3 protein-coding genes and 1 pseudogene are annotated in these 3,899 nt (G+C 56.6%); 3 read left to right on the top strand and 1 reads right to left on the bottom strand.

The features are described 5' to 3' along the window. From EOA22_RS26680 to EOA22_RS26670, 3 genes are all read left to right on the top strand, one after another. On the top strand, positions 1-1,133 hold a 1,133-nt coding region (locus EOA22_RS26680; RefSeq protein ID WP_164755843.1), incomplete at its 5' end, for a type II and III secretion system protein family protein. Positions 1,134-1,145: 12 nt separating this feature from the next. Beyond that, positions 1,146-1,706 (top strand): CpaD family pilus assembly lipoprotein, encoded by a 561-nt coding sequence (locus tag EOA22_RS26675; RefSeq protein WP_063169261.1) that lies wholly within the window; start codon positions 1,146-1,148, stop codon positions 1,704-1,706. 83 nt (positions 1,707-1,789) lie between these two features. Continuing rightward, positions 1,790-3,661 carry an acyltransferase family protein gene (locus EOA22_RS26670; RefSeq protein WP_063169260.1) on the top strand — a complete coding sequence of 624 codons (1,872 nt, stop codon included), beginning with the start codon at positions 1,790-1,792 and terminating at the stop codon, positions 3,659-3,661. 106 nt (positions 3,662-3,767) lie between these two features. On the opposite strand, the pseudogene EOA22_RS26665 reads toward EOA22_RS26670, so the two are convergent. Then, a pseudogene (locus EOA22_RS26665) lies at positions 3,768-3,899 on the bottom strand (IS481 family transposase); the annotation flags it as partial.

Here is a 3,899-nt window from a genome sequence, read left to right as displayed (position 1 = left end):
GGACCAGCCTATTCGCCTTGGATGGCAATGGCGAGCCTCTCGCCGAATTGCGTATCGTTGTCACGCAACCGATCGGGGATTTACGCGCCATGTTGCGGGAGCAGGTCGGCGACTATCCCATCCGCGTCAACTATACGCCGCGCGGCGCAATCCTTAGCGGGACGGCGCCCGACGCAGAGGTCGCCGACACCGCAAAAAGAGTCACTGAGCAATATCTGGGCGACGGAGCGCAAGTCGTCAACAACATCAAGGTCGCTGGATCCCTGCAAGTTAACCTCAGCGTGCGCGTAGCCGAAGTCTCACGCAGCGCCATGAAGTCACTCGGCGTCAACTTGTCCGCCTTCGGTCAAATCGGCAATTTCAAAGTGGGCGTTCTAAGCGGAAGCGCTGCAAGCGCTGGGTCTGGTTCAACCCAGGGTGGCGGTACAGCAGAAATCGGATTCGACAACGGTGCCGTCAACGTCAGCGCGGTTCTCGACGCGCTCGCCAAGGAGCATATAGCTTCCGTCCTGGCTGAGCCGAACCTCACCGCTATGTCGGGTGAAAAGGCCAGCTTTCTCGCGGGCGGCGAATTTCCCATTCCTGTCCTGCAGGAAAACAGGCAGGTATCGGTTGAATTCCGTCACTTCGGCGTCAGTCTGGAATTTGTGCCGACAGTTCTCAGCAACAATCAAATCAACATTCACGTAACGCCCGAAGTCAGTGAACTGTCGACGCAAGGTGCCGTGCAAATCAACGGAATTTCCGTGCCGGCAGTTTCCACGCGCCGAGCCGATACGGTCGTCGAACTCGCCAGCGGCCAGAGCTTCGCAATCGGCGGTCTAATCAGGCGGAACGTCAACAATGATGTCAGGGCCTTTCCCTGGCTCGGAGAACTGGCGATCCTGGGACCGCTTTTTCGCTCGACCTCGTTTCAAAAAGAGGAGTCAGAACTGGTCATTCTAGTTACGCCTTACATTGTAAGACCAGGCTCCAACCCAAACCAGATGAGCGCACCGACCGAGCGGGCGGCACCGGCTTTGAACGGAGGGGGCGCTCCGACGAATTCCGTGACAAGTCCCCCGCGAGACCGCGCTGCTATCCGTGCGGGCGCGCCAAGCGCCCAGGGCGGTCTCGGCTTCATCATCGAATAGTGTCATCCAAAGATGTTGCGTTTTATAATCCTCTTTGTCGCTCTGGCACCAAGCGTAAGTGGCTGCACAAGCACTACGCCAGTTGATGTCGAACCATCGGCACCAATGCTTGTCCGAGAGGAGACCACCGTCCTGACGTTGCAAAGCCTGCGCGCTTCCGAACGGCAGCGTTTGCGTGTTTTCCTAGACAAGGCCAGTCGCGGCCGGTTCGATGCCATCCACCTCCTCATCAGCGGTTCGCCCCAGCTCAGCGCAGGGGTAGCCCATCAGGCCAGGCAGTTGGCAATCGAAGAAGACAACATTCAATTGCGCGATCAACACGACGCCGGCTCAGTGCGAATTGAGGCGATTGTCTATCACGCCCGTCCGCCGGTCTGTCCCTCATATGGTGCCTTACCCAATGAAGAATCCTTCAAACAGCCGCTTGGTTGTTCGACAGGACATAACCTGGCCGTGATGGTCAACGATCCGCGCGATCTGCTCGACAATCAGGCCGTCAAGGCCGGCGATGGCGATCGTGCTTCTGTACCAGTTGCAACTTACAGAACATTCGGGACGGATAAAGGTGGCTGATACCGCCCTTATCTCGGCAGCACTCCTACCGGAGATTGAAAGCTTCCAATCGCGTCCTGATCTAAAATAAAAGGAACCGCTGGATGCAATATAGGCGCTATATCGAGGGCCTTAGGGCCGTTGCTGTACTTCCGGTCGTACTCTTTCATTTCGGAATTTCGGCGATCCCGGGTGGCTTTAGCGGGGTCGATATCTTCTTCGTCATCTCCGGCTACCTAACCAGCGGAAGCCTCCTGGATGACCTTGAACGCGGCCAATTTTCCATCGTCAACTTCTACTGGCGCCGTGCCCGGCGCATTCTGCCGGCGCTCGTCTTTGTGATGCTTCTCACCTGCATTGCGGCATTGTTCATTCTTCTGCCACCGGATCTGCGCGGATTCAGTCTTAGCATCATAGCTACCTCGACCTTCTGGTCGAACGTTTTCTTCTGGAAAACGTCAAGTTACTTCTCTATCGATGCCGCGCTTCTACCACTGTTGCACACTTGGCCGCTTTCCGTAGCGGAGCAGTACTACATCTTCGCACCAATCCTGATGTTCCTAATCTATCGCTACATCGGGAAGCGCTGGCTGACGACACTTCTTCCGATAATTCTCTGCAGCTTCGTAGTGGCGGTGATGGCGACATCGCTGGCACCCACCGCCGGATTCTATCTGCTGCCGACCCGAATCTGGGAACTCATGTTGGGCGCCCTGCTCATGCTCAAATGCCCCTCGCCGCTGGGCAACCGACTCCTGATGGAGTCGGTGGGGGTGGCCGGATTTGGCCTTCTCGCCATCGGGTTCTTCGCGATTTCGGCGAGTGATCCGTTCCCAGGCTACAACGCCTTGTATCCATGCATCGGAACGGCCCTTCTGATCTATGTTGGCCAAAATACCCCCTCGACGGTCGCCACCCGCATGCTCGAAGTCAGGCCGCTGGTCTGGATTGGGCTCATCTCGTATTCGTTGTATCTTGTTCACTGGCCTCTCAATGCGTTCGCGCACTATCTTTCGTTCCAAAAACTCGATCCGTTGATGACCGGTGCGATGTTGGTGGCAAGCCTCGCATTGGCTGCATTCTCCTGGAAGTTTGTAGAGCAGCCGTTTCGACAGAAGAGGGCCTTCACCTCCCCGGGGCCTATCTTCGCCTTTTCAGCGCTCGCGATCGTTGTCCTTTGTGCCGGCGGAGCGGCGGGGGCGCTCGGCAACGGCTTTCCGCAACGGTTTCCGGACTATGTCCAGCGGCGCATTTCCGTCGGGGACTGGAGGAATGGCATCTGTTTCAACGAGGGCACCAGCCGGATCGAAAGCTGGAATATGGAGGATTGCACGCGCACCAGCGGTTTTCCAACAACGGTTTTTTTGTGGGGCGACTCCTTCGCCGCGCACTATGTTTCCGGCTTGGGTGCTAACATAAATCGATTGCAGGCGAACATCGTTGAATATACGTACGCCAGCTGCGCGCCGATACTCTATTACTACCCGTACGATCGTCTTGATTGTGTCCGGTTCAATCGCAAGGCCTTGGACGTCATCTTGGAAGCGGACATCAAGACGGTTATCCTCAGCGGTAGATGGAGTGACTATGAGGTCAGAGGTTTCGACGGTCTTCAGCAAACAATCGCTACGCTTCGTGCCCTGGGCGTGCGCGTGTTTGTCATCGGCCAGTCTCCGCAGTTCCCAACTGACGTCCGGAAAATTGCGTTCTTCGCCAAGCGCCAAAATCTGGACGATACGTCCTGGCCGATCGCGATGGACCCCGACGTCAACGAACGTGTGCGCTCATTTACCAAAGGCGCCACATTCATCGATCCGCTGAAATTCCTGTGCAGCGCAGGACGCTGCGCCTATTTCGATAGAGGAGAGTTTTTATATTTCGACTATGGTCATTTCTCTTCAGCCGGCGCCACACTGGCAATCTCGAAATACTGGCCGGCTTTTGGCAAGGACAATGCTCTTCCTAAGACGAAGTAGCGGCTCAGCGGCTGACAAGCACCAGTACGGGTCCCAGTGATAGCTCCTGCTTCCGCAGCAGCCGCGACGATGGAGCTGTTCAGGTTTAAGGCCCCCCGATAGTGACCTAGGTGTGGAGCTTCAACAGGTTGTCCTCGATCAGGGCGAGGCGACTGATAGGCGTTTTTGACTTTAGGCTGCCATGTGGACGATGCCAATTGTATCTGTGCAGCCAGACAGGCAGTTCGGCGGCACGATG

The sequence above is a fragment of the Mesorhizobium sp. M7A.F.Ca.US.014.04.1.1 genome, from assembly GCF_003998745.1.
Classification (GTDB): Bacteria; Pseudomonadota; Alphaproteobacteria; order Rhizobiales; family Rhizobiaceae; genus Mesorhizobium; species Mesorhizobium ciceri.
The sequence above is the reverse complement of the archived record's forward strand: the minus strand, read 5'-3'. Positions and strand labels throughout refer to the sequence as shown.